The sequence below is a fragment of the Sorangium sp. So ce131 genome (genome assembly GCF_051519095.1).
GTDB lineage: Bacteria > Myxococcota_A > Polyangia > Polyangiales > Polyangiaceae > Sorangium.
In genome coordinates, this window is the sequence record NZ_CP150455.1 from 1,923,400 (window position 1) to 1,948,059 (window position 24,660).

Annotated in this window: 23 protein-coding genes; 15 read left to right on the top strand and 8 right to left on the bottom strand. The window is 72.6% G+C overall.

What is annotated here, in order from left to right; genetic code table 11:
- The first annotated feature begins 17 nt into the window (after positions 1–17).
- Complete coding sequence (locus tag WMF43_RS06995; protein WP_437678446.1) at positions 18–413, top strand: nuclear transport factor 2 family protein; 396 nt, start codon at positions 18–20, stop codon at positions 411–413.
- A gap of 217 nt (positions 414–630) precedes the next feature.
- On the opposite strand, the gene WMF43_RS07000 is transcribed toward WMF43_RS06995, so the two are convergent.
- On the bottom strand, positions 631–1,560 hold the full coding sequence (locus tag WMF43_RS07000; protein WP_437678447.1) for a LysR substrate-binding domain-containing protein: 930 nt from the start codon (positions 1,558–1,560) through the stop codon (positions 631–633).
- Between the two features lie 242 nt (positions 1,561–1,802).
- Here WMF43_RS07000 and WMF43_RS07005 point away from each other — a divergent pair, with 242 nt between their 5' ends.
- From WMF43_RS07005 to WMF43_RS07040, 8 genes are all read left to right on the top strand, one after another.
- Complete coding sequence (locus WMF43_RS07005) at positions 1,803–2,177, top strand: VOC family protein (protein ID WP_437678449.1); 375 nt, start codon at positions 1,803–1,805, stop codon at positions 2,175–2,177.
- Between the two features lie 404 nt (positions 2,178–2,581).
- Positions 2,582–3,325, top strand: coding sequence for a hypothetical protein (locus WMF43_RS07010; RefSeq protein ID WP_437678451.1), 744 nt, complete (start codon positions 2,582–2,584; stop codon positions 3,323–3,325).
- Between the two features lie 120 nt (positions 3,326–3,445).
- Positions 3,446–4,273: a ferritin-like domain-containing protein gene (locus tag WMF43_RS07015; protein WP_437678453.1), complete on the top strand. Its 828-nt coding sequence runs from the start codon at positions 3,446–3,448 to the stop codon at positions 4,271–4,273.
- Between the two features lie 112 nt (positions 4,274–4,385).
- Positions 4,386–5,843: a DNA glycosylase AlkZ-like family protein gene (locus tag WMF43_RS07020; RefSeq protein WP_437678455.1), complete on the top strand. Its 1,458-nt coding sequence runs from the start codon at positions 4,386–4,388 to the stop codon at positions 5,841–5,843.
- A gap of 59 nt (positions 5,844–5,902) precedes the next feature.
- Positions 5,903–6,895 (top strand): sigma-70 family RNA polymerase sigma factor, encoded by a 993-nt coding sequence (locus WMF43_RS07025; protein ID WP_437678457.1) that lies wholly within the window; start codon positions 5,903–5,905, stop codon positions 6,893–6,895.
- Positions 6,896–7,334: 439 nt separating this feature from the next.
- Positions 7,335–7,802: a hypothetical protein gene (locus tag WMF43_RS07030; protein ID WP_437678459.1), complete on the top strand. Its 468-nt coding sequence runs from the start codon at positions 7,335–7,337 to the stop codon at positions 7,800–7,802.
- Complete coding sequence (locus tag WMF43_RS07035; protein WP_437678461.1) at positions 7,799–9,178, top strand: hypothetical protein; 1,380 nt, start codon at positions 7,799–7,801, stop codon at positions 9,176–9,178. The genes WMF43_RS07030 and WMF43_RS07035 overlap by 4 nt, the downstream gene beginning before the upstream one ends.
- A gap of 366 nt (positions 9,179–9,544) precedes the next feature.
- Positions 9,545–13,402: a serine/threonine-protein kinase gene (locus WMF43_RS07040; protein WP_437678463.1), complete on the top strand. Its 3,858-nt coding sequence runs from the start codon at positions 9,545–9,547 to the stop codon at positions 13,400–13,402.
- Here WMF43_RS07040 and WMF43_RS07045 read toward each other — a convergent pair.
- Positions 13,320–13,715 carry a hypothetical protein gene (locus WMF43_RS07045; protein ID WP_437678465.1) on the bottom strand — a complete coding sequence of 132 codons (396 nt, stop codon included), beginning with the start codon at positions 13,713–13,715 and terminating at the stop codon, positions 13,320–13,322. The two genes, WMF43_RS07040 and WMF43_RS07045, sit on opposite strands and share 83 nt — an antisense overlap.
- A gap of 210 nt (positions 13,716–13,925) precedes the next feature.
- On the opposite strand from WMF43_RS07045, the gene WMF43_RS07050 reads away from it, so the two are divergent.
- The gene (locus WMF43_RS07050) at positions 13,926–14,387 is read left to right on the top strand and encodes an NUDIX hydrolase (RefSeq protein ID WP_437678467.1); all 462 of its coding nucleotides are present in this window, start codon (positions 13,926–13,928) and stop codon (positions 14,385–14,387) included.
- Between the two features lie 60 nt (positions 14,388–14,447).
- Here the strand turns inward: WMF43_RS07050 and WMF43_RS07055 are convergent, their stop codons facing one another.
- The 3 genes from WMF43_RS07055 to WMF43_RS07065 are packed head-to-tail and all read right to left on the bottom strand — an operon-like array spanning position 14,448 to position 16,439.
- The gene (locus tag WMF43_RS07055; protein WP_437678469.1) at positions 14,448–14,963 is read right to left on the bottom strand and encodes a hypothetical protein; all 516 of its coding nucleotides are present in this window, start codon (positions 14,961–14,963) and stop codon (positions 14,448–14,450) included.
- Positions 14,964–15,020: 57 nt separating this feature from the next.
- Positions 15,021–15,494, bottom strand: coding sequence for a GNAT family N-acetyltransferase (locus WMF43_RS07060; protein ID WP_437678470.1), 474 nt, complete (start codon positions 15,492–15,494; stop codon positions 15,021–15,023).
- A 33-nt stretch (positions 15,495–15,527) separates the two neighbouring features.
- Positions 15,528–16,439, bottom strand: a complete 912-nt coding sequence (locus WMF43_RS07065; protein WP_437678472.1) for a M20/M25/M40 family metallo-hydrolase — start codon at positions 16,437–16,439, stop codon at positions 15,528–15,530.
- A 68-nt stretch (positions 16,440–16,507) separates the two neighbouring features.
- Here WMF43_RS07065 and WMF43_RS07070 point away from each other — a divergent pair, with 68 nt between their 5' ends.
- Both WMF43_RS07070 and WMF43_RS07075 read left to right on the top strand, forming a co-directional pair.
- On the top strand, positions 16,508–17,194 hold the full coding sequence (locus tag WMF43_RS07070) for a TetR/AcrR family transcriptional regulator C-terminal domain-containing protein (protein WP_437678474.1): 687 nt from the start codon (positions 16,508–16,510) through the stop codon (positions 17,192–17,194).
- A 128-nt stretch (positions 17,195–17,322) separates the two neighbouring features.
- On the top strand, positions 17,323–18,411 hold the full coding sequence (locus WMF43_RS07075; protein ID WP_437678476.1) for a cupin domain-containing protein: 1,089 nt from the start codon (positions 17,323–17,325) through the stop codon (positions 18,409–18,411).
- Between the two features lie 315 nt (positions 18,412–18,726).
- Here the strand turns inward: WMF43_RS07075 and mdh are convergent, their stop codons facing one another.
- Positions 18,727–19,668 carry a malate dehydrogenase gene (gene mdh / locus WMF43_RS07080; protein ID WP_437678478.1) on the bottom strand — a complete coding sequence of 314 codons (942 nt, stop codon included), beginning with the start codon at positions 19,666–19,668 and terminating at the stop codon, positions 18,727–18,729.
- A 178-nt stretch (positions 19,669–19,846) separates the two neighbouring features.
- Here mdh and WMF43_RS07085 point away from each other — a divergent pair, with 178 nt between their 5' ends.
- Both WMF43_RS07085 and purS read left to right on the top strand, forming a co-directional pair.
- On the top strand, positions 19,847–20,809 hold the full coding sequence (locus tag WMF43_RS07085; protein WP_437678480.1) for a phosphoribosylaminoimidazolesuccinocarboxamide synthase: 963 nt from the start codon (positions 19,847–19,849) through the stop codon (positions 20,807–20,809).
- Between the two features lie 53 nt (positions 20,810–20,862).
- Positions 20,863–21,111 (top strand): phosphoribosylformylglycinamidine synthase subunit PurS, encoded by a 249-nt coding sequence (purS, locus tag WMF43_RS07090; protein ID WP_437678482.1) that lies wholly within the window; start codon positions 20,863–20,865, stop codon positions 21,109–21,111.
- 81 nt (positions 21,112–21,192) lie between these two features.
- Here the strand turns inward: purS and WMF43_RS07095 are convergent, their stop codons facing one another.
- Both WMF43_RS07095 and WMF43_RS07100 read right to left on the bottom strand, forming a co-directional pair.
- The gene (locus WMF43_RS07095; protein ID WP_437678484.1) at positions 21,193–22,107 is read right to left on the bottom strand and encodes a hypothetical protein; all 915 of its coding nucleotides are present in this window, start codon (positions 22,105–22,107) and stop codon (positions 21,193–21,195) included.
- Between the two features lie 235 nt (positions 22,108–22,342).
- On the bottom strand, positions 22,343–23,257 hold the full coding sequence (locus WMF43_RS07100) for a hypothetical protein (protein ID WP_437678485.1): 915 nt from the start codon (positions 23,255–23,257) through the stop codon (positions 22,343–22,345).
- Positions 23,258–23,575: 318 nt separating this feature from the next.
- Here WMF43_RS07100 and WMF43_RS07105 point away from each other — a divergent pair, with 318 nt between their 5' ends.
- Positions 23,576–24,640 carry a hypothetical protein gene (locus WMF43_RS07105; RefSeq protein WP_437678487.1) on the top strand — a complete coding sequence of 355 codons (1,065 nt, stop codon included), beginning with the start codon at positions 23,576–23,578 and terminating at the stop codon, positions 24,638–24,640.
- Positions 24,641–24,660 lie beyond the last annotated feature (20 nt).

Below are 24,660 nucleotides of genomic sequence, written 5' to 3' on the forward strand. Positions count from 1 at the left end.
GAGGAGGAGGCGCACACATGGTCGGTATTCCTCTCGACTCGGAGGCGGCGGCGCGCCGCGGCAGGGCGTGGGCGAGCGCCTGGAACGCACGAGACCTCGACGCGGTGCTCGCGCACTTCCGCGACGACGTGACGTTCCAGAGCCCGTTCGCCGCGACGGTGCTTGGCACACCGGTGGTCCGCGGCAAGGAGGCGCTGCGGCGTTACTGGGAGCAGGCGCTCGGGCGCATCGAGCACCTGCGGTTCTCGGTGGAGCGCGTGCTCTGGGACCCGGCGGCGCGTGAGCTGGCCATCCTCTACGTCGCCGAGCTCGATCAGCGGCGGACGCGCGCGTGCGAGCGCCTCCGCCTCGATGAGCACGGACAGGTCATCGAGGGGGAGGCCCTTTACGGATCGCCCGCCTTCGCCCCGTGACATCGTGAATCCACGTCCAGGTCCAGAGGACCCATCGCGAGCCCGCGCGGGGGCCCGTCCCCCGGGAGATCACCGGAGAGCATGACCATCCCGACAACGCGCCTCGGCCGTACGCGCAACGGCGTGGATCAACGTCTCGGAGAGAGGAGCGACCACCGCGGCCCGAGGCGACGGCTCGATGGCCCGAGCGCGGCCGCCGAGGGGATGTCTCGGTCCGCTAGCCCGCCGCAGGGCGGGTCGTCGGTGACCTCCGAGCGCCATGACCACCGCGGCCGAGCACATCACCGAGCGCGTCGAGGAAGACGCGCACGCGCGGGACGGACGCACGACGCGCCGGCGTGAGCGCGTGGAGCGGTGGCCCCTCGGTCGCGAACGGCGCCAGCACCTCCACGAGGACCCCCGCCTCGATCAGCGGCATGGCCATGAAATCGAGGACCTGCGCGATCCCGATCGCGTGCAAAACCGCGTCGATGAGCAGATCGCCCTGGTCGAGCAGGATGCGCGAGGGCGTCACGACGTCGATTGCGTCCTTGCCGGCGCGGAAGCTCCACTCTACGGCTTTGCCGTGCAGCACCATCTTGATGCACTCGTGCCGCGCGAGGTCGGCCGGTGAGGTCGGGGTCCCCCGGCTCGCCAGGTAGGCAGGGGCGGCGACCGTGATCCAGCGCGGCGTCCGCAGGGCGCGCGCGATGCGGGATGAGTCGTCGAGCGGGCCCATGCGCAGCGCGACGTCGATCTCCTCCTCCGCGAGCCGCAAGAGGCGGTTGGTGACAAGCAGCCGGATCGACAGCCGCGGGTAGCGCGCCGACAGCCGCGCGACGAGCGGCAGGATGCTACGACCGAGCACCGGCGGCAGCGTCACGCGCAGCGTGCCGTGCGGCTCCCGCTGTGCGCCGGCGATCTGCTCGCGTCCTGCCTGGAGCTGCGCGATCGCCGCGCGACAGCGCTCGAGAAAAGCCGCGCCTTCGGGCGTGAGCGCGACATGGCGCGATGAGCGCTCGAGGAGCGCGACCCCGAGCTCGGCTTCCAGCTTGGCCACCGATTTGCTCACCGCGGCGGCCGTGATGCCGAGGCGCGCGGCCGCGGCGCGGAACCCCCCCGCCTCCGCCACTTGCACGAACGGTAGTACACCATGGAAGAGGTCCACGGGGGGCGAGGATAGATCGTTAACCTGTGGTTGACAATGCTTTGCCCGCGCACCGGATGGTCGTCTGCGCGTGCACAGGTATCTTGTCCCGCGAGGAACGGAGGACGAGAGATTCCATGTGGTGCAACAGAAGACGGGTCCTCGCGAGGTCGGCGTTCAAGGTCCTGGCGGTCCTGTGGCTGACGTTGCCGTCCAGCTGCGTCTCCTCGCCAAGCCCATCACCGCAAGAAGAGGTCGAGCCCATGAGCACGGTCAGCGTCCGCTACTTGGTCGACGATGTCGACACCGCCATCGATTTCTACACGAAGCACCTCGGCTTCACGCTTGAAACCGACAGCAGCCCCGCGTTCGCCTCCGTCACGCTCGGTAACCTGCGGCTCCTGCTCAGCGGGAAGACCAGCTCCGGCGCGCGGCCCATGCCCGACGGGCGCCAGCCTGTCCCCGGCGGCTGGAACCGCGTTCAAGTGCCGGTGGTCGATCTCAACGCCGAGGCAGCCCGGCTTCGCGCGGCCGGACTGCGGTTCCGCAACGACGTCGTGAAAGGCGTCGGTGGCTCCCAGATCCTGCTGGATGACCCGTCCGGCAACCCCATCGAGCTCTGGCAGCCCGCCCGTTGAGGCGAGCACGGCGAGCGCGTCGACTCAAGAGTGCTGCTTGTCAAGTTGCCCGCAGGCTGTGGAGAGGCGGGCAGCTCCGGCGGCGTCGACCGTGTATCATCGTATAATGGATGGTGCGTCCGCGAGAGCGGGCGGCCCAGCTTCATCGATCCACGAATGGATATGTCTCCTGGGCATCCTCAACAGGCGGGCGCCCTTGCGGCCGCCTCACCCCATCTAGGACATTCATCCAACCTTCACGGTCGGGCGCCGCCATGCAGCCTTCATGGGAGCTCGCTCAGCGCGCGCGTGGCCCTCGCCTGCCGAACGCCCTGGCACCCCGCTTGCTTAGCGCAGCCGCAGAGCGCGCAAGGACAGGACTTGCGCCATGTTGTGCCGCAGAAAGGACTTAACAAGCCATGGCCATGCAGAAGAAGCGAAAGGTGCTCCGGGCTCCCTTCATCGTGACCGTCGCCGCGGCGGCCTCGTTCGCGGGCGCAGTGGCCCTGCCGGGGTGCGACCCCACCGTGCAGGGCGGCAGCTGTCCCGAGGAGATGCCGGAAAGGGGCTCGAACTGCGACGCGGAGGGCCTCTCCTGCGATTACATCGACGGCTGCGACAACCCCATCAGCTACGCGTGTGTGGACGGAGCGTGGCGGGTCGAGGCCGAAATCTCCTGCAACCCGCCGCCGCCGCCGCCGGCGTGCCCCGAGGTGAAGCCGGAGAGCGGGACCCCGTGCGACGGAGAGATCGGGACGTGCGGCTACACCATGATGACCGGCTGCGGCCCGATGCCGATCGACGCGGCGTGCGTCCTGGAAGACGGCGCCTGGCGCTGGCAGGTGTACGAGATCGCCTGCAACCCGCCGCCGCCGGACCTGTGCCTCACGGCGGCCACCGCGGAGGAGTGCGCGGGATTCGGGCCGACCTGTCAGTGGCTTGTGCCAGGCTGTGCCGAGGACACGGGGACTCCGGCCCTGCCCGCGGTGGGCTGCTTCCCGAACCAGCCGTGCGAGACCGACGATGCGTGTCCGGCCGGGACCTTCTGCGAGGAGGTCGTCGTGAATCCCTGCGTCGCGGACTCTCCCGGCGCGGTGACCTGCGCCGCGTGCGGATTGACGAAGAACGTCTGCGTGCCGCCCTCGGCGGCGACCGCCGCGCTGGAGTGAGCTCCTCGGCGGCCGGCGCGCGCTCGCCCGCCGGCCGCCGAGGCGGCGTGTGCCGCTCCGCGGCCGGCGCGCTCCGCCTCTCGTCTTGCCGCCCCCGGATCCTGTGCATAACGTGACCCCATGACGGACGCCCCCGACGAAGAGCAGGACAGCGCCGCGGGCGCGGAGCAGGCGCCGCGCGAGCGGCCATCCCCCGTCGCTCGCGCTCCTCTCCCGCCGGCGAGCGACGCGGTGCGCGCCGAGTGGGGGCGGCGCGTCGAGGCCGAGTACCGCTCGGCGGCGATCACACAGCACCTCACGCTCTGGCTCATCCAGGTGGGCGCGTCGCCGGATCTCATCGACGACGGCCTGCGCATCGTCAAGGACGAGCTCGCGCACGCGCGCCTCAGCCATCGCGTCCACGCCGTCGCGGGCGGCGGGGCCTTGCCGGCGCTGCGTCGCGAGACGCTCGGCCTCAAGAGCAGCGCCGACGAGCCGCTCGAGCTTTCGGTCGCCCGTGCGGGCGTGGAGGTGTTCTGCCTTGGAGAGACGGTCGCGGTCCCGCTCTTCAAGGTGCTCCGCGAGGGGTGCGCCGTCCCGGTCGCGCGCCGGGCGCTCGACCGCATCCTGCGCGACGAGGTGCGGCACCGCGATTTCGGCTGGACGCTGCTCCGCTACCTGCTCGAGCTGCCGTGCGCGCCGGCCGTGCGGCAGCTGGTCGAGCGCGAGCTCCACGCGATGTTCGTGCGGCTGCGCAGGAGCTACATGCCCCCCGGCGGCGCGCAGCGCGCGGCGATCTCGGACGACGACCGCGCCTGGGGCCTGATGCCGGTCGCCCGTTATGGCGAGATCCTCGAGCGCGCCATCGACCGGGATTACGTGCCCCGCTTCGGCGAGCACGGCCTCGATGCGGCCGCCGCCTGGCGCCGCTCGGCGAGCGCGCCCGCCAGGACCGCCGCGCCCACCTGAGCCGGCCGCGCCCGCTTTCGGCGCAGCGGCGCGAGGCCCCGGAGCACACGCCGGCGCGGGCTCGGGACCCGACGTTGGCGCTGCGGGGTTTCGGGTAAGCTCGCCGGACCGCATGCCCACCACGACGCTGACACGAAGAGAGCTGAACCGGGCCACGCTCGCGCGACAGATGCTGCTCGCGCGGGAGCGGACCACGGCCCTCCGCGGGATCGAGCGGCTGGTCGCCCTCCAGGCCCAGCTGGCGCGGCCGCCCTTCATCGGGCTCTGGTCGCGGCTCGAGGGGTTTCGACGCGAGGAGCTGGTCCAGCTGGCCCTGCGCCGCGAGGTCGTCCGCGCGCCGTTCTTGCGCGGCACGCTGCACCTCGTGAGCGCGAAGGACTACCTGGAGATGCAGCCGGCGATCGCGCCGGTGCTCCATGCGGCGGTGCGGTCGATCCTCCGCGCGCGCGCGGAGGCCCTCGACATCGATCGGCTGGTCGCCGAGGCGCGCGAGTACTTCGACGAGGACCCCCGGACCATGGACGAGCTGCGCGATCACCTGGCCGCGCTCCACCCCGAGGGCGACGTGCGGGCCATGGCCCTGGCGGTGCGCATGCACCTGCCGATCGTCCAGGTGCCCACGGAGACGCCGTGGGGTTACCCGGGAACGGCGGATTTCGCCCCGGCGGCGTCGTGGCTGCGCAAACCGTTCCGCGAGGGCGACGGACCTCACGCGCTCGTGCTCCGTTACCTCGCGTCGTTCGGCCCGGCGACCGCGACCGACGTGCAGGCGTGGGCCGGCCTGCCTCGGATGAAGGATGTGCTCCACGCCCTGCGCGGGCAGCTCTGTACGTTCCGCGACGAGCGAGGCCGGGAGCTCTTCGATCTTCCCGACGCGCCGCGCCCGCCCGGGGACACCGCCGCGCCCGTCCGGTTTCTTCCCGATTACGACAACCTCCTGCTCGCGCACGACGACCGCACGCGGGTCATCGCGGACGAGCATCGCGGGCGGATCCTCCTGTCCGCCAACCTGCGTATTCTCCCGACGTTCCTCGTGGACGGCTTCGTGGCCGGCACCTGGACGATCGAGCGGAAAAGGGCCTCGGCCACGCTCGTGGTCGAGCCGTTCGAGGCCCTGTCCAGGGAGGCGCGCGAAGAGCTCGCGGGGGAAGGGGAGGCGCTCCTCCGCTTCGTCGAGGCGGACGCCACCGCGTTCGAGGTGCGCTTCGAGAAGGCTGGACCGGCGAAGGCGCCCGCCGCGCGGGGGAAGGGGAGTGGGGCCGAGAAGGAGGGTGGCGCAGCGAAGGCGCCTGCTGCGCGGGGGAAGGGGAGTGGGGCCGCGAGGGTGGAGGCCGCGCGGGCAAAGGGGAATGAGGCTGCGAAGGTGGAGGCTGCGCGGGCAAAGGGGAATGGGGCCGCAAAGGTGGAGGCCGCACGGGCCAAGGGGAATGGAGCCGCGAAGGCACCTGCTGTGCGGGGGAAGGGGAATGGGGCCGCGAAGGTGGAGGGTGAGCGGGCAAAGGGGAATGGGGCCGCAAAGGCACCAACTGCGCGGGCGAAGGGCGGTGGGGTCGTGAAGGCCAGGGGATGAAGCGCCCGGCATCACGTCGATGCTGTTCCCGGCAACATCCCACGAGGTAATCTACCGCCATGGATATCTCCTCCAGCTCCGCGGCCAGCGCCCCCTCCCCTGAGGTGGATCTGCGCCTGGAACAGCACCGGCGGGAGCTGACCGGCTACTGCTACCGGATGCTCGGCTCCGCGTTCGACGCGGACGACGCCGTGCAGGAGACGATGGTGCGGGCGTGGCGGAGCTTCGATCAGTTCGAGGGCCGCGCGTCGCTGCGATCGTGGCTGCACCGCATCGCCACCAACGTGTGCCTCGACATGCTCGAAGGCCGGGCGCGGCGGGCTCGCCCGATGGATCTCGGGCCGGTGGGGTCGGCCGAGAACCCGGTCCTCGACACGCTGCCGGAGGCGACGTGGATCCTGCCCATCCCCGACGGTCGGGCGCTGGCGGCGTCGTGTGATCCGGCGGAGCTGGTCTCGTCGCGGCAGAGGATCCGGCTCGCGTTCGTCGCCGCGCTGCAGCGGCTCCCGCCCCGGCAGCGCGCGGTGCTGCTGCTGAAGGACGTCCTCTCCTGGGAGGCCGCGGAGATCGCCGAGCTGCTCGGGATGACCGTTGCGTCGGTCAACAGCGCGCTGCAGCGCGCCCGGGCGACGCTGGGCCAGGAGGAGAAGACCGACCTCCATGATCCGTTGAACGAAGCGCAGCAGTCCCTGCTGGCCCGCTACGTCGAGGCCTTCGTGCGGCAGGACATCGACGCCTTGATATCGCTGCTCCGCGAGGACGCGACCTGGTCGATGCCGCCCTACCGGCTCTGGCTGCGGGGGCGCCCCTCGGTGCGCGCGTGGCTCCTCAAGGTGGGCGCGGGGTGCAAGGGCTCGCGGCTGGTCGCGACGGTGGCGAACGGATCACCCGCGCTGGGGCAGTACCGTCCGAGCGGATCGGGCGGTAGCTTCGAGCCGTGGGCGATCCAGGTCATCGAGATGTCCGGCGGGGAGATCGTCGGGGTGTGCTCGTTCCTCGATGCCCAGCAGCTTTTCCCGCTGTTTGGCCTGCCCCTGCGGCCCGAGCCCTAGCCCCGAAGACATCTTCCGGGCGACCGATGAGCCGGGCGCAGTCGCGCCGTCCTAGGGATCGAGCCGGCCGCGCCGCCCCACCATGACGGGGGCGGGTGGACCGGAGCGCGCCCCGAGAACCTCTGCGCCTCCGCATCCCGTTGAACACGTCCGCCTAGAGCACCTGGCGATGTCCTCTCGCGACGAGCTCGGCGAGCTGCCGGCCTCGGCCCGCCGGAGGCGCTCGCGCTCGCCCTCCGCCCCGAGGGTGACGCCGTTCTTGCGCCCCGCCGCAACGCTTGCGAGCGCACGGAACACTTGGAGCACCCGCAGCAGAAGAACGCTCGGTGCGTGATCGTCCAGCCAGCGACGTCGAGCGGCACGCAGGTTGCACAACCGTCCGGGACGACTCGAGTCCGGTGCAGCGGAGTCGTCCCGAGCCTCGCGGAAGCATCAGGGGATGAGCCGACGGAGCCCTGCCCAGAGCTCCACGGGATCGATCAGGCGACACGAAGGAAAGGCGGCGCACATTCATCCGCCGCTGGACGAGGAAGCAATGAAAATCTCTTTCTCTTGGACGAGTGGCCACTCGTCGCTCCACATCCGATATATCCTGGCCGACGGCGCCGGCGTCAAAATCATCGAGTCCGGCCAGGAGAAATCGCCGCCTGCGCAGGTAAAGCGCGGCGACAAGCTTCATGTGTCCGACAGGTATGTGGCGTATGGATCCAGCTCGGCCTGGGCCATTGGCGTCGTGGTGGACGATCCGGCCACCAACACGGCAATGAAGGGTCTCACGATCACGGCGCACTACGATCATGCGCCCGATCCCAGCAAGACAGAAGATCTCTGCAAGAACCTCACGGTCGCGCCGAATGCAGTCGAACCCGTGAGCAAGACCATCACCATCCCCAGGAGGCCGCAATGAAGCATGCCGCCGCGTCGCTGCTGCTGCCCGCCCTCCTCATCGCGGATCCCGCGCTCGCAGACGGCAACGCCGTGCCCGAGCTGCAGGTCGCCGGCGCCGCCACGCCGTCGGTCGGGAGCGATATCCGTGGGATACCTAACCTTTTCGACAGCGAGTTCGCGGCGGCTCGACTGACGTTTGCGCAGCCGAACAAGACGACCGCGACGCTCAGCGTGGCGCCGCTCCTCACCCCCGGGCTGTACGGCCCGTGGTGGTCCGAGACCCGCCTCGGGCTCCTCGTCGAGGACTCCGGTTCCTTCGCGGTCGGAGCGTCGTGGGGCTACAACCTGGCGCGCGCACGGCTCGCGGCCGACAAGCTGCCGGAGGCGACGCCGGAGGAAAAAGCTCCACGAGAGAGCGTGGAGCAGCAAGTTGACGCATCCATACGTCCGTTGGTGAGCGCTCTGTGCGCTCGACTCGATGAGTGCAGCAAGGCGGCCCCGCGCTCGGCGCTGTGCGTCGCCACGGCAGAGACGGACGCTGCATGCAAGGCGATGAGCGCTGGAGCTCTGGGCGCGAAGCCCAAGGAGCTCTACGACAACAGCAAGCTCCCCGACGCGCCGGCCGGCCTCAGCGGGCCGGATCTTGCCCTCTACAGCGAGATCGCGCAGCTCCGCGAGCAGATCCACAAGCTGATCGACGAGCGGAAGTCGCGCGTCGAGGCAGAAGCGCTGAAGGCAGCTCGGTCCGCCGTCGCCAAGTTCCAGCGCGAGCGGCTCGAGCGAGCGTATACCTACAGCTTCGGCTTCCACGTGCTCGGTGCGGTCGGCTTCTTTCCGCGCGTGAGCGCGCCACCCATCGCGGAGACCTCCGGGGGAGAGCCCGAGGACGCCCACGCCCAGGCGATCCGGAACCTCGACGTCGCCCTCGCGGCGCGGCTGAACCTCTCGCGGAGCGTCCTCCTCCAGGCTCGCGGCGGCTACCGGAAGGTGAGGGCTGACGCTTTCGAGAGCACAGAGCTGGCCGGCCAGGGCTACGGCGCGCTGGACGCGGCCTTCTTCGTGCCGTTCGACAGCGCCCCCGACGACAAGGGCTTTCAGGCCGGCTTGGGCTTCGGCCTCAGCTTGACCTACTACGACTGCGCTGCCGCGGGCGGCTGCAGCACCGAGCTCGGCATCTCGGGCTATCCGGCGAAGTTGCCGCTCGACTGGCGCACGCAGGCGACGGGGTTCATCGAGCTGCGGATGATAAAGGAGCTGCAGTTCCGCCTCGGAGTGGAGGGGTTCATCGAGCAGGTGAACGGCACGATCGAGGGCACCGCGCCGGACGTGAGGTCTCCGACGCTCCGCGGAATCCGCCCGACGTTGTCCGTGGGCTCGGCCTTCTGGGGAATCTGAGCCGACGATGACCCCCGGTTCAACTCCTTCCCGGCCCGCCGCTCCGACGGTGAATTCGTCGGCACGCTGAGCCGCATCGTCGAGCGCTGCGCTGCGGGGATCATCGGAACGGCGCTCGGCTATTCGCGGTGCCTTCACCTCGGGGATGCCGGCGTCACGGAGCGCGCGGCGGAGGGCCTGGGCGGCTGGCGGCTCGTGGGGGTTCGCGCGGCCACGCGCGACCTGCGAGACAGGTGAGGCCCCACCTCCGCCGCGCCGCGCGCAGGGCCGACGCCGGCCCGCACCTCCCGCGCGCCGCGCACGCCATGTCAGCGCAAGGAGTACACCCGCGCCGGCCGCGCCGCGGTAGCATCGTCGCCGGCTCGGATGCCGCTCCCCGCTTCCTCCTCCGCGCCCGTGTTCCTCCAGCGCCCCGAGGCGGAGCGCTGGATCGGCCCCTTCCGGCTCGTGCGCCAGCTGGGCCGCGGCGGCTTCGCCCCGGTGTGGCTGGCGGAGGAGATCTACGACGGCCGCAAGCTCCGCGACGCCGCGGTCAAGCTCTTCTTCCTGCCGGACGGCCTCGCCCCGGGCTCGCGGGAGGCCGCAGGCTGGCGCGACGCCATCCTCGACGAGGCGCGCGCCCTCTGCCGGGTCGAGCACCCCAACGTCGTCCGCTTCTACGCCCTCCACCGCGACGACGCCTGGGGCGTGGTCGGCCTCGCCATGGAGCACGTCGCCGGCGAGAGCCTCGACCGCCGCCTGGAGCAGGCCGGCCGCCTCGACCCCCGCGAGGCCGCCGAGGCCGCCCTCGGCGTCGCCTGGGCGCTGTCGGCCGTGCACGCCGCCGGCCTCGTGCACCACGACGTCAAGCCGGGCAACATCGTGGAGCGCGCCCCGGATCCCGGCGAAGCCTCCGGCCGAGGCCCCGCCGCGCGCGCCTACAAGCTCATCGACTTCGGCATCGTCGTCGACGACCCCTCCCGCAGCTCGGCCGGCAGCGCGGGGGATCGGCCCCTCTTCGGATCCCGCGGCTACATGGCGCCGGAGCTGCTCCTCGGCGGCCCCGCCTCCCCTGGGACCGACCTCTACGCCCTCGGCGCCACCCTCTTCCGCCTGTGCACCGGCCAGCTCCCCGTCGACGCGATGGGCGGGATCGAGGCGCTCCTCGCCCGGAAACACCCGCCCCGGCTCGACGCGCTGCTCCCGCCGGACAAGCCCGAGATCGAGCCGCTCGCGCGCCTCACCGCCCTCCTGCTCGATCCGGATCCGGGCGCGCGCCCGCGCCATGCCGAGTGGGTCGCGCGCGAGCTCGAGCGCGCGCTCGGCGTCTCCCTCCGCGACTCGCTGCCGGAGGCGCCGCGCGACCGGCTGCCGGCGACGGCGCGCGACCGGCTGCCGGAGGCGCCGCGCGACCGGCTGCCGGCGACGGCGCGCGAGCGGCTGCCGGAGGCGCCGCGCGAGCGGCTGCCGGAGGCGCCGCGCGACCGGCTGCCGGCGACCGTGCGCGCCGAGCGCGGCTACCCGGACGCCGACCTCGCCCGGCGCGACGTCACCACCGCGCCCGACGCGGACCACGCCGGCGACCAGCGCCCGGCGGCGGTCCCGCCCTGCGCCATCCCGAGCCCCGCCTCGCCCACCGAGACCGTCGACCCGCCCGAGCCGCGCCCGCACGCCCCGCTGGTCGGCCGCGGCGACGCCCTCGCCGCGGTCGCGCGCCTCGCCGCGGAGGCGCGCGACGGCGGCGTCCGCGCCGCCTTGATCACCGGCCCGCTCGGCATCGGCCGCACCCGCCTGCTCGCCGCCGCGATCGACCGCGTGGGCGCCGCCGAGGGCCGCGTCCTCCGCGCCGCCTGCTCCCCGGAGCGGAAGAGCCCCCTCCGGCCGCTGCTCCGCGCGCTGGAGGCGCTCGCGCCCGAGGACGCCGGCGCGCTCGGCCTGCTCCAGGACGCGATCGAGCGGGCGCTGTCGCCGAGCGTGCTCCCCGGCGCGCCGGACGCCGCCGCCGCCCTGGAGGGCGTGGAGGACGCGCTGCTCTGGGCCAGCGCCGAGGCGCGGCTGGTGCTCGCCATCGACGACCTCCAGTGGGCCGACGCCCACACCCTCGCGCTGCTGCGCCTCCTGATCGAGCGCGTCGGCGCCGGCGCCGCGCCGGGCCAGGGCGCCTCGTCGTCCCACGGCGCCGCGCCGTCTTACGGCGCCGCGTCGCGCCACGGCGCCGGGCCGCGCCTCCTCGTCCTCGCGACCGCGCGCGACGAGCCGAGCCCTCCGCCGCCCCTGCGCGCCCTGCTCGGCGAGCTGCGCGGGCGCACCCGCCCCGGCGCCCGGCACCTCGCCCTCGGGCCGCTCGGCGACGACGACGCCGCGCGCCTCGCCCAGGCCACGCTCCCGGTCGCGCCCGCGCTCGAGCGCGCGGTGGTGCGCGGCGCCGGCGGCGTGCCCTTCTTCATCGTGCACGCGCTCGTCGCCTGGCGCGAGACCGGCGCGCTCGTCTACCGGAAGGGCGCGTGGGACGCCGCCGCGCCCGACCTGCTCGACCGCGGCGTCCCCGGCGTCGCCGACCTCGTGACCGCGCGCCTCGCCGGTTACCTCGATCCCGGAAGCGACGCCGGCCGCCTCGCCCTGCGCGCCCTGGCCGCGGCGGCGCTCTACGGCGGCGGCCTCGGCGCGGACGTGCTCGCCGAGGTCGTCGGCGGCGACGACGACGACGAGGCGCTGGAGGTCGCGCTGGTCGCCCTGGTCGACGCGGGCATCCTCGTCGCCTCGAAGGGCGGACAGGAGTACGGCTTCGCCCAGGAGATGGTGCGCCAGGCCGTGCTCAACCTGGTCCGGCCGCGGCCCTGGCTGCGCCGCCTGCACCGCGCGCTGCTCGACACGGTCGCCCGCGGCCCGCAGGCCGCCGCGGACGCCGCGTTCCTCGCGGCGGGCTACGAGCGCCTCGGCGCGGCCGCGGAGGCGCGGCGCTGGCTCCGCCGGGCGACGGAGGCCGCGGTGTCGGCGGGCCTGTTCGCCGAGGCGGTGGAGCTCGGCGACCGCCTCGCCGCCCTCGCCGAGGATCCGGACGAGCGCGCCGCCGCCGAGATCGAGGCGGTGCGCGCCCTCCTGCGCGGCCGCAAGCTCGAGGAGGCGCGGCGGCGGATCGACGCGCTCGACGCGCGCGCCGCGGTGTTCCCCGCGGCCAGCCCGGCGGTCTCGCTGCGGCGCCGGATCTGCCGCCTCGAGGTCGCGCGGGGCATGCGCGAGGAGGGCTACGACGACCCGGTGCTGCTCGCGGACGCCGACGCCCAGCCCGACCTGGCCCTCCGCTGCGAGGCGCGCATGGCGCTCGCCGGGGTCGCCGCCTCGGAGCGCGCCGTGGCGCTCGCGGGCGAGGCGGTCGCGCTCGCGGCGCGCGCGGGCCCCGCGCTGGAGTTCGGGGCGCGCGTGCTGCGCTTCGAGCTGAACTACGCCTCGAACCGCCGCGACCTCGACGTCGCCGAGGAGGACCTCACCCGCGCGCTCGCGATCGCCGCCGCGCTCGGGTCGAGCTGGCACCGGCTGCACATCGAGGCCGACCTGGCGGTGCTCGAGGCCGAGCGCGGCCGGCTCGCCGCGGCGATCGACCGGCTCGGCCGCATCGCGGCCCAGGCCGAGGCGGACGGCATGCGCGGCCAGCTCCGCCTCGTGCTCACGAACCTCGCCGCCTTCCTGCTCCGGGCCGGCCGCGCCGCCGAGGCCGCCGCGACGGCCGGCCGCACGGCCGAGCTCGCGGCCGAGGCGGGGGATCCCGCGCTGCGCGCGAGCGCGCTGTCGCTGCGCGCGGACGCGCTCCGCCGCGTCGGCGACCTCGACGGCGCGCTCGCGGCCGCCGACGAGGCCGAGGCGCTGCAGCGCGCGCACGGCGACCGCCGCCGCGCGCTGACGCTGCTCCGGCGCGCGGAGATCCTGGCCCTGGCCGGGCGCTTCGAGCGCGCGTTCGCCGACGCCCGCGCGGCCGGGGAGCTCGCCGGCGCGCGCGGAGACCGTAACCTGGCGATCGCCGCGCGGCTCTGGGAGCTCCTGCAGCGCGCGCGGCGCGGCGAGATCGGGGCCGAGGTCCTGGAGGAAGCGATCGCCGAGGCGAGCGGCTCGGGCGTGACGTTGCGGCCGCTCACGCTGGGGTTGCTCGCCGATGCGCGCGCGTGGGTTACTTCGTCGGCTTCGGCGTCGGCGTCGGGATCGTCGTCGGCGCCGGTGTCGGGGCCATCGTCGGCGCCGGCGTCGGGTTGACGATCGGATCGCGCACGGGCAGCTCCGGGCGCTCGTCGACGATCACGCCGCGGTCCTGGATGCATTTCTTGTTGGCGCTGTCCCAGAGGCAGCCCGTCGGGCAGGTCGGCGGGTCGCCTGTCGGCTGCTTGTCCGTGCAGGTGTCCACGTCCGCGGCCTCGCGGGTGGCGGGCGCGGTCTCTGTCCCTGCGCCCGCGGGCGCCTCGGCGGAGGCGCCCGCGGGCGCCTCCGCGGGTTGTTGCTGGCTGCTCGGGCAGGCGGCGGTCGCGAGGGCGAGGGACGAGAGGAGCATCAGGATCAGGCTTCGGCGCATGGAATCTCTCCGCAGATAAGCTGGTGGCGGCTGCCCGCGGCCGGCGCTCCGGCGCCGGGCGGTGCGGCCGTTGTGTCGCACTGCGCACGCCCTCTTGGCAATCGGCATTCCAGCGCGCGCGCCGTTCGCGGCGGCCACCCGGCGCGCCTGGCAACGAGAGGGCCGGGGTGGCGGCGCGCGCTTTCGGGTAGGATGTCCGCCGGTTCTACCATGTCTCGCACGGCCGCCATCCCGACCTGGTGCATCGCCGTTGTGCTGGTGAAGCGTGGGGACCGCTTCCTCCTGGTGCATGAGCGCAAGCACGGCCAGCTCTGGTACCTGCCTGCGGGCCGCGTCGAGCCCGGGGAGACGTTCGAGGACGGGGCGCGGCGCGAGGCGCTGGAGGAGACGGGCGTCCCCGTGGAGATCGAGGGCGTCCTGCGCATCGAGCACACGCCGAGCGCGTTCGAGGCGCGCCTGCGGGTGATCTTCCTCGCGCGCCCCTGCGGCGACACGCCGCCGAAGAGCGTGCCCGACGAGCACTCGCTCGAGGCGCGCTGGTTCACGCTGAGGGAGCTCAAGCGCTTGCCGCTGCGCGGCCCCGACGTGGTGGGGTACTGCGAGGGCGTGCTGGCCGGGGCGCCGGTGTTTCCCTTGTCGCTGCTCGGATCCGAGGGGGAGCCGCTCCTCTGAGCGCGCCTTCCGACCGGCGATGGCGCCGGCGTCTTCCGGTGCCGGCGCGCCCGGTCCGCTTCAGATCCGGCCGCTCGCCTTCCAGTGCTCGAAGCAGCGCCTGGTCAGCGCCTCGAGCTCTGCGAGGAGCGCCGTTTCGGGCTGCTTGAAGTTGAAGCAGGACTTGCCCTGCATGCGCTTCTTGAGCTCCGGGCTCAGCCCGTCGAGCAGCTCGGGGTCCGAGTAGACCGGCATCAGGTAAAAGCTCGTGTAGGCCCGGCCCGCCCTCGCCGCCCCGAAGAAGAGCGGCTTCTTGTTCGGGCCCATCGTGCGCGTGTCGAGGTAGTAGTTGTCCGGCGTGTCGTGCACGACGACGAGGTCGCGCGCGTGGCGCTGGAGGATGCTGCGCAGCGCCTCGAAGGTTCCCGCGCTTCCTGCGCCTGTGCTCGCAGGTTTTGTGGGTTTGGCCTTCGTGGCCGTGGCCTTCGTCGCCGCGGCCTTCGTTGTCGTCGCTGACGCCTTCGCCGTCGCCTTCGTTGTCGTCGCTGACGCCTTCGCCGCCGTCGCCTTCGTCGTCGTCTTCTTCGCCGCGGCCACGCTCGACCTCCTGCGCGAGGGTACACAGCGCGCCGCCCGGTGCCCAGCCGGCTGCGCCTACAGCTTCAGCTTCATCCCCTCGTGGCTCGCCACGAAGCCGAGCCGCTCGTAGAACCGGTGCGCGCGCCGCCGGACCTTGTTCGACGTGAGCTGCACCCGGAAGCACCCCCGCCGCCGCGCCTCGTCGATGGCCCAGCGCATCATCGCCTCGCCGAGCCCGCGGCTCCGCATGTTCGGATCGACGATCACGTTCTCGATCTGCGCCACCCGCCCGCCGTGGTTCGCCACGTACTGGATGATGGTCAGGTGGAATGCGCCGGCGACGCGCCCCTCGACCTCCGCGACGAAGAGGCCGTTGTTCGGGTCCTCGGCGATGGCGGCGAGCGCCTCGCGGTACCGCAGGTCGAGCGGCGGGCCGGGGTGGTCCGTCTTGAGGTTCCCCTCGTCGGGGATCGAGAACAGGTGGATGACCGCCGGCAGGTCTGCCTCGACGGCGCGGCGGAGGGTGGGGGTGATCGGCGCCTGGTTCACGGGCGCATTCTGCCCGATCCGCCCCGCGCGTCATCATGCCCCGGCGGGCGCGACGCTCGCGAGCAGGAGCTCGGTCACGCGCCGCATGAACCCGTAATCGAGCGTGCCCGGGAGATCCGTCGCGCGGTGATAGTTCGGGTTGCGGAACTCCGCGGTGTCCGTCCACAGCACGGCCGGGATGCCGGCCTTCCAGAACGGTGAGTGGTCGCTCCGGTGGAGGACCGGGAGCAGCCGATCGACGCCCAGGTACGTCGTGAGCCCCACGACCCGCAGATCCGGCGTCGCCGCCTCCGCCGTGCGGACGAGGGCGGAGACGCTGGCGTTCGACGGCCCGGCGCCGAGCAGGCCGAGGAAGTCGCCCACGTCCGGCACCCCCGGCAGGGGCACCGGCAGCGGCGCGCGCTGCGAGCCGCGGGCGCGCGAGGTGAAGCCGAGCATCTCGAGCACGTGCGCCTCGCGCACGCGGAGCCCGCGCCCGCGCCCGCGCGCGAGGCGCGCGACGAAATCGGCGCTGCCGGCCATCCCGTCCTCCTCGGCGTTGAACGCGACGAACGCGACCGGCGCGTCGGGCGCCGCGCGCGCGAGGGCCCGCGCGCACGCGAGCGCCACCGCCACCCCGCTCGCGTTGTCGTCGGCGCCCGGCGTCCAGGGCACGCTGTCGTAGTGGGCGCAGACGAGCGTGTACGGCGCGTCCGCGGCCCGCGCGGGCACCGCCACCACGTTCCGGAACGGCCCCTCGATCGAGGTCCGGAACCCCAGCGAGGCGAGCTCCTCGGCCAGCCGCTCGCCGACCCGCACGTTCGCCGCGGCCTGCGCCCGGAAGTGCCGCCGGACCGAGAGCCACCCGACGCAGTCCCGCAGCTCCTCCTCGTCCACGCCGAAGCCCGCGCCGAGCCCCGCCCGGGCCGCGCCCGCCCCCGCCGTCCGCGTCCTCTGCACCCACATCGCGTCCTCCCTCGGGCACCCGCCCGAATGCCATGGACTTACGCCGTAAGCTTATGGTGTAAGTCCTTATGCCGTCAAGGAGCGATCCGGGTGTCAAGCACGTCCGCGGCGGGCTCTCTCGCGCGCGCATCCTGGAGGCTGCGCTCTCGATCGTGGATCGCGAGGGGCTCGCGGCGCTCAGCATGCGCCGCCTCGGCGCGGAGCTCGGCGTCGAGGCGATGTCGCTTTACAACCACGTGCCCGGCAAGGCGGCGGTCCTCGACGGCCTGCAGGAGGTGATCCTGGACGGCTTGCCGCTCCTCGGACCATCGCGCGCCGACTGGATCGATGCGCTGCGCTCTGCCGCGCGCTCGTTCCGCGGCGCGCTCGCCGCGCACCCGAACGCGCTCCCGCTCTTCGCGTCTCGTCCGGCGGTGACCCCGGCGGTGCTCCGCCACGTCGACGCGGCGCTCGGCGTCCTGCGCGGCGCGGGCTTCGGTCCTGGCGAGAGTGTCAGCGCGTTTCAGGCCCTCGTCGCGTTCGTCGTCGGCAACGCGCTCTCGTCCTTCGTCCCCATCGCTGCCGGCGAGGTCTCACCCCCTCGTTACGGCGATCTGTCTCCCGAGGAGTTCCCTCATCTCACCGCGGTCGTGCCGGCGCTCGGCCGCCGCAGCGCGGCAGATGACTTCGAGTTCGGTCTCGACGCCCTGCTCGTCGGTCTCCGCGCGAGGGCGGCGTCCTGCGGGCGAGCGCTCCAGGCTGGAGAGGGTCTATGAGAACTTCATGCTTTCTCCCCTCTCCAGCCCTCTGGCTTTCGCCATCTGATGTCGCGTGTCGTCTGGACACAGCCGGTCGAACCGTGCACAGTCGGCGCACCACAAAGTCGACTCAGAGGACGATGTCGATGCGCGTAATCAACACAGCGAACATCCCTGCGATCGAGTCTCTCAAGGCGGATGAGCGCGCCCTGCTGGGCCTGTTCAAGGACTTCCGGAATCACGCAGAGATCTCGGAGTTCATCCCGGAATCATGTCGTTTGTCGCTGCGGTGGGTGCGTCTCCAGGCGTCCCAGACGCTCGAGCCTCAGCAGCTGCCGGTGAGGGGCATGGTCATCGTCACCGACGGCTCCGGCGAGCTCCTTGGCGGCGTCCCGTCGAGGGTTCATGCCGGGGATATCGTGCTGATTCCCCCCGGCGCGCTGCATGGCCTGGTCGGCGGTTCGCCCTCCGGCCTCTCTGCGATCTCCGTCCATTTCGAGGGGGAGGGTGCTCGCTGGGACACGCCGTGTCTGTGCGCTGCCTCCGAGTCGGACGGTCCCCTCCGCGCCTTATCTCCTCTGGATCGCCTCGTCGAGGAGAACGAGGCGCATGCTCGGGAGTTCCTCCAGAACCCTTTGATGCAGCTCGTCCGTTCCGGCGTCGCCTTGAGCGACGACGTGAAGCTGCGGATGCTCGGCGCGCTCCAGATCTGGTCGGACGCGTTCCAGCGGGTCCTGTGTGCCCGGATCGTGTTCGAGTCGCACCCGAGGGCGAAGAAGATCGCCGAGGATCACCTCCTCGACGAGGTCGGCCACAACCGCAGGCTCGCCCGGATGCACGGCTCCTCGCGTCACCCGTCCTGGGATCGCGGCATCGCCGCCGCCTCGTCTTGGTTCGTCGAGAAGATGGGCTCTGCCTCCACGGAGGAGCGCGCGGTCCTGGTCCACTTCGTGATCGAGCGCTGCGCCGATCTTCTCCTCACCGCGTCCCAGCGGGTCTTCCCGGACGCCGATTACTTCTCCATCCACGCGCAGGTCGACGCCGATCATTTCCAGCTAGGCTACGATCTCCTGAAGACCTTCCCCCGCCTCGATCTCCCCTCTCTCCGCGCCGCGCTGACCGAGGGTTGGCAGATGATGAACATGCTTTGCCACCGCATCAGCGACATCGCCGTCGGCGCCCCCCCGCTCCACGCCCCTCCGCCCTCCCCCCGCGCCGGCACCTGGCCATCCTGACCACCGCTGCCCCTCTTCCCCCCATCCCCTTACGCAGTCCGCGCGTAAGCGCCGGCGGGGGGCTCTGCGCAGCAGGCGCGGGTGGGCGCGATCGAGCACCGACCGAGGTGCCATAACCCCTCAGCTGGCTCTTCGTCCCAGGCGCGCCATGTGTGGCGCGCACCATAACGTTTCACCCGGCATGGCCCGAAGGGAGCCATGCCGGGTGGTGTCCAATGCTTTAGCTATCCCGCCCCCGTCTTGGCGAATGGCGAGCGCCCACCCGCGCCTGCTGCGCAGAGCCCCCCGCCGGCGCGTCCCCCCCGGATCTGCCCTTCAGCTCGCCGCCTTGACGACGTCCGTGATCCCCTGGACGCTCTTCGCGCTCTTCGCGAGCATCTCTTTCTCTTCCGCGGTCAGCGGCAGCTCGACGATCTTCTCGACGCCCTTGCCGCCGATGATGACCGGCACCCCCATGTAGAGGTCCTTGTACCCGTACTCCCCGTCCAGGTACACCGCCGCCGGCAGCAGCCGCTTCTGGTCGAGCAGGTAGCTCTCGGCCATCACCACGGCGCTCGACGCCGGCGCGTAGTACGCGCTCGTCCCCATGAGCCCGACGATCTCGCCGCCGCCCTTGCGCGTCCTCGCGACGATCGCCTCGAGCTTGTCCTTGCTGATGAGCTCGGTCGCCCGCACGCCGTTGATGGTGCACGCCGACAGCACGGGCACCATGTCGTCGCCGTGCCCGCCGAGCACCATCGCGCGCACGTCCTTCACCGACACGTTCGCCTCGCGCGCGAGGAACAGCTGGAATCGCGCGCTGTCGAGCACGCCGGCCATGCCGAGCACGCGCTCGCGCGGGAAGCCCGTGCGGCGCTTGAACTCGTACACCATCGCGTCGATCGGGTTCGAGATCACGATGACGAGCGCGTCCGGGCAGTGCTCCTTGGCGCCGTCCGCCACGCTGCGGATGATCGGCAGGTTCGTCGCGACCAGGTCGTCGCGGCTCTGCCCCGGCTTGCGCGGGATGCCGGCCGTGACGATGAGGACGTCGGCCCCGGCACAGTCGGCCCAGCTCGAGGTCCCCTTGATCGAGGCGTCATAGCCGAGCACGGCGCCGTTCTGCTCGAGGTCGAGCGCCTTGCCTTTCGCGAAGTCGGTCTTCTGGGGGATGTCGAAGAGCACGACGTCTCCGAGCTCCTTGCGGGCGACGAGGGCCGCGAGCTCTCCACCGATGTTCCCGGCGCCGATGAGGGCGATCTTCTTGCGGTTTGCCATGGGCGGCCCTTTACCACCCCCCCGGCCGGAGACCAACGGGGCTCCGGCGAGGGCGCGCGGGCTCCCGCGAGGGCGCCGGGCTCCGGCGAGGGCGCGGGGCCGGCGCGGCGGGAGGAACTCGCCCCGCGCCATCGGAAACCTGTCGACTCGGCCCCGGATGCCGGGTAAGCCGCGCCCCATGGTCACCGAGGACGCTCTGCGCGCCGCGCTCGGCACGGTGCTCGACCGCACCTCGCTCGCGGGCCCCTTCGCCCGCTACGAGGGCAAGGTGCGCGACTGCTACACGACGCCGGACGGCCGGCGCCTGCTCGTCGTCACCGACCGCATCAGCGCCTTCGACCGCGTGCTCGGCACGCTGCCGCTGAAGGGGCAGGTGCTGAACCGGCTCTCGGCCTTCTGGTTCGAGCGCACGCGGGACGTCGCGCCGAACCACATGATCTCCGTGCCCGACCCGAACGTGCTCGAGGCGCGCGAGTGCACCCCGCTCCCCGTCGAGATGGTGGTGCGCGCCTACGTGACGGGCGTGACCTCGACGAGCATCTGGACGCACTACGCGCGCGGCGAGCGCGTCTTCTGCGGCCACCGCCTCCCCGACGGCCTCCGCAAGAACGAGCGCCTGCCGCGCCCCATCCTCACGCCGAGCACGAAGGCCCCGAAGGGCGGGCACGACCTCTCGGCCTCCCGCGAGGAGATCCTCGCCCTCGGCACGATCGCGCCGGCGGATTTCGACGCCGCCGCCGAGATGGCGCTCGCCCTCTTCGAGCGCGGCGCCCGGATGTGCGCGGACCAGGGGCTCATCCTGGTCGACACGAAGTACGAGTTCGGCAAGGACCGGAGCGGGAACATCGTGGTCATCGACGAGATCCACACCCCCGACTCGTCCCGCTTCTGGTTCTCCGCCTCGTACGACGAGCGCTTCGCGGCCGGCGAGGACCCGGAGTCGTTCGACAAGGAGTACGTCCGCCGCTGGCTCGCCGCGCGGGGCTTCCAGGGCGAGGGGCCGATCCCGGCCATCCCGGACGAGGTCCGGATCGAGGCGTCCCGCCGCTACATCGGCGCGTTCGAGCAGATCACCGGCACGGCCTTCGTCCCCGACCTCGAGGACCCGGCCGTGCGCATCCCGCGCAACCTCGGCCTGTAGACGGGCGCGGCCGCGCCCGTAGCGTCGCGGAAAGAGCCCTTGGAGCAAAGCCAGTGAAAGCTGTCGTCAACGTCCGATTGAAGAAAGAGGTCCTTGATCCGCAGGGCGACGCCGTGAAGCGCGCCCTCACGTCGCTCGGCTTCCCCGGCGTGAAGGGCGTGCGCGTGGGCAAGCTCATCGAGATCGAGCTCGACCCCTCGCTCGGGAACGCGCCCGACCTGGAGGAGCGGCTGAAGAAGATGGCGGACGAGATGCTGGCCAACACGGTCATCGAGGACTACGAGGTCAAGCTCGCGCCGTAGCCGCCCGCGCGGCACGACGCGCGTGACGGCAGCGGCGGCGATCGGCGCTGCCGCCGCGCCGCTGCCGGAGCTCCGCGCCGCTCAGGCCTCGGGCGCGACGAGCTTCTTCGCCCAGAGGATCGCGTCCTTGCGGGCGCGGCCGACCACGAGGTGGCGCGCCAGCACCGCCGAGCGGCGGAAACCGTTCGCGAGCAGCGCGGCGGACAGCTCCACGTCGTCGGCCGGCGCGAAGGTGAACGTGCTCACGGCGCGCTCCGCGACGAGGCGGTCGCAGAGCGCGCCGATCGCCGCCGTCGTGGCGAGCCGCTCCGCCTCGCTGCGCGGCGACGTGAGCAGCTCCAGGAACGAGTTGCCGAAGCACGACTGCATCTCCCACGCCGCGTGCAGGCTGAAGCCGCCCCGCGCGGACAGCACGTAGCCCGTGCGCACGGCGTCGCGCCCGAACGGCTCGAACCCGGTGAGCGCCCGCCCCGCCCGCTGCGCGACCGCGACGGCCCGCCTGAGCTCGAGTCCGCTCGCGGGCGCGAGCTTCACCGCGGGCAGGGGCCGCTCCTCGCCCTCCCGGAGCAGCCGCCGCGCGCGGGTGATCGTGCGCTCGGCGAGCAGCACCGCGGGGGAGCTCTCCCGGTCCCCGGCGCCCTCGGCGTCGTCCTCCTCGCGCACCCGCGACGCCATCTGCGACACCACCGCCCCGAGGATCCACGCGTCGCTGCGCTTGTAGAAGCCGGGGATCGAGCCCTCCCGGACGAACCCGAGGCGGATCCACGTCGGCACCTCGTCGCGCTCGACCAGGGTGAAGATCTTCTCCACCCCCTCGCGCCTGGCGGTCGCGAGGACGAGGTTGCGCTTCGACGGGGTCGGCCCCGCGCGAAAATCGATGATGCGGAGCGTCCGGTGCCGTCGATTGACCAGCAGGCAGAGCGAGACGGTGTCGTTCCGGAACAGGAGCTCGTCGACACCGCTGCTCGACGTCGGAGACCAGGTTGTCGCTGCCAAGGTTGTCGCTGCCATACCCCTCGTGCTCGGCGCAGGCGTGGTACCTCGGGTCACGCCTCATTGCAGAATTGCAAATTGCAGATCTGCAATGCCCCTACCAGTCGGGGGCGACAGCGTCAACGAGTGTCGGCGGGGGAGGACGCTGTGGAAGCGGCCTGCGGAGAGGCGCTGCGGAAGCGGCCTGCGGAGGGGCGCTGCGGAAGGGGGCTCGGGGAGGGCGCCCGAAAGGGCGCGCTCACGGGGGAGCGGCGAGCCGGCTCGCGTCGGCCGGCTTGACCCCGAGCGCCGTGAGCGCCTCCTTGAGCTTCGAGCGCTGGAGGGAGATGCGGGTCGGCATGCCCCCCGAGATCTTGAAGGCTTCGAGGAAGTTCACCCCGCTGTCGAAGCGGGCGGCGAACGTGATGCTGTCGCCGTCGACGACGACGGAGATCGGCGCCCGCTCCTGGCCGATGAGCAGCAGCAGCGTCTTGTCGTAGGGCCCGCCGCGCTGCGACGCGTCGACGAGGACGAGCCCCGGCTCGACGCGCTCGTAGCGGAGCGCGATGCGGCGCGTCTCGACCTCGAGCGCGGCGAGCTCGGCGCCGGCCTGGTCGATCGGGGCCCAGAGCGACGGGTCGGCGAGGCCGGAGGCGAGGTGCCGGACGATGATCCCGAAGAGGGCCTGGTCGCGGGGGCGGGCGCGCAGGGCGCGGTCCATGCGGGTGGCGATCGGGCCCGGGACGCCGATGCGGGTGTCGATGGCGCGCGCGTCGTCGTCGCAGCCGGGGTAGGGCTCGACGCCCCCGCGCATCCACTTGGCGCCGCTCGCGAGGCCGTCGAAGTCGACGTGGCAGACCAGGGTGTCGACGCGCCCGGCCCGCGCGACGACCTCCGGGGTGATCATCTCGGGGCAGGCGCCGTGCTCGGCCTTCGTCGACAGCACGAAGCGGTGGTCGCCCGCGAAGCGCGCGTGGTGGGCGCTGTCGTGGTGGTCGACCCAGGCGGCGAGCCGCGGCCCGAGCTCCTGGATGAGGGGGAGCGTGACCGTCTCGAAGCTCTTGCCCCCGGCTTCCGAGGCGAAGGCGATGTCGAGCACGGCGACGTTGCCGCGTAGCTCGCGGGCGCGCGGCAGCTTGCGGGGTGAGGCGAACGCGAGGTCGAATCCGTGCATGGCGTAGCTTCCCGGGGGATGCCCGTGCCGTCCAGCCGGGCTGTCCGGCTTGCGTCGTGTCGGGCGCTCCGCCTCAATACACCCGAACGGCCCGGCGCGCTGCGAGGTAGGACCTTTCTCGGGCGGACCCTGAATCATCCGCTAGGATGATCCGACCAACGGCAGGGACAGCTCGGGCGCGCCTGAGGGTCCTTCTTCGAGGTACGCCGCCATGGACGAGTCCGGCGGCTCCGAGGAGACGCGACGAGACTCGACAAGCACGGAGCGTGCGCGTTATCGCCGCGGGCGCGGGGCCGCCGGCCTACGTCGGAGGGATGGATGAGAAGCGAGGTTCTGGGACTTGGTCTTCTGGCTCTTGGGGCGGTGCTCTGCGGCGCAGGCCTCCCGGGTGCGCCCGCCGTCCCCGAGGCGAGGGCGCAGACCGCGCCGCCCGCGCCGGCGCCGCCCGCGCCGGTGGTTTCCGGGCCGAGCTGCAAGCTGAAGGGGACGGCGCCGGTGTTCAAGGGGGCGAAGCTCTACGACGCGCCGAGCGGCGGCCGGACGATCGCGACGTTCACCGGCGCGCTGGTCCCGATGACCCTGAGCGCCATCCCGGCGGACCCGGCGGCCGGCCGGGCCCGGCTGAGCACGTCGGACGGCTCGCCGTCGCTGCGCATCGAGGGGTACGTCGCGCCCTCGGACGTCTCGGTGTTCACGACGCGCGACATCCCGGTCATCGGCGGGCACGTCTGGATCTCGAGCGCCCAGAAGGTGAAGCTCGTCGCGGCGACGGGCGACTCGCTCCGGGCGGAGCTCTTGATCTCCGGGTCCGACGGCCAGACGGCGAAGGCGACGGCCTCGTGCGACGCGTTCACGCTGCAGCGCGGCACCCCCATGAGAATGGAGGTCCCCGGCAGCGCCCGCGGTTACCTGATGAAGACGTCCTCGATCGAGCTCTTCGACCGCGCGAACGGCGACGTGATCTTCACGCTGAAGATGCTGGAAGGGGCGGCGCAGCTCTTCTGGAGCACCGAGGCGAAGTCCGGCTTCGTCCACCTGATGTCGCGCGGCGATCTCACCATCGACGCCTGGGCCCGCCTCAAGGACCTCGAACCCCTGAAAAAGGGCGAGATGATGGACCAGTACATCCCGCCGACGACGGCGGTGGCCGGCGCGCAGCTCGCGCTCGACAAGGCGCCGCCGATCGTCAAGGCGCAGCGGTCGGTGCCGGTGCGGGCGCGGCGCGACGAGAAGGAGAAGCCGGTCGGCGAGATCGAGGCCGGCGCGGAGGTCTACGTGCTGGAGACGGTGGCGGGCTGGACCAACGTGCTCCCGAAGGCGCTCGGCATGACGCCGCCCGACGAGGGCGGCTTCTGGATCCCCGCCGCGGAGACGCCGAAGTGACGCGGAAGTAACTTCCGCCG